This is a genomic window from Salinarimonas soli (assembly GCF_008386575.1).
GTDB classification, from domain to species: domain Bacteria; phylum Pseudomonadota; class Alphaproteobacteria; order Rhizobiales; family Beijerinckiaceae; genus Salinarimonas_A; species Salinarimonas_A soli.
In genome coordinates this window covers 1-320 of sequence record NZ_VUOA01000214.1, presented here as the reverse complement: position 1 = coordinate 320, position 320 = coordinate 1, and the positions used below count along the sequence as shown (strand labels likewise).

The following is a 320-nucleotide window of genomic DNA, read 5'->3' as shown; positions in this document are numbered from 1 at the left end:
AGAGCGCGACGCTGGGAGCCGGGGTGGTGGGGCCACCCTCACCGCCTGGCAGGACTGCGGCGATGGCGTCCAGTTGTTGGGCCAGCGCCGCAGCACTGTGCGGCCGGTGGTCTGGGTGTGGCGACAGGGACGCGGCCAGCAGTTCGTCCAACTCCACCGGCGCCCCGATTCTGGAACTGACCGGCGGGGGATCAACATTGGGGTTGCGGCTGAGCAGGTCGTTCAGGGTCTTGATCGGAAATGGGGTGTGCCCGGTGAGCAGGGTGTAGGTCACTGCCGCCATCGAGTACACGTCCGAGCGGTGGTCCAAGGGTTGGCCC

At 68.1% G+C, this 320-nt stretch carries 1 protein-coding gene; it reads right to left on the bottom strand.

Annotated elements, in window-relative coordinates:
• Positions 1 to 283: protein kinase family protein (locus F0L46_RS25715; RefSeq protein ID WP_210247708.1), on the bottom strand; the 283-nt coding region annotated here is incomplete at its 3' end.
• Positions 284 to 320: the final 37 nt, after the last annotated feature.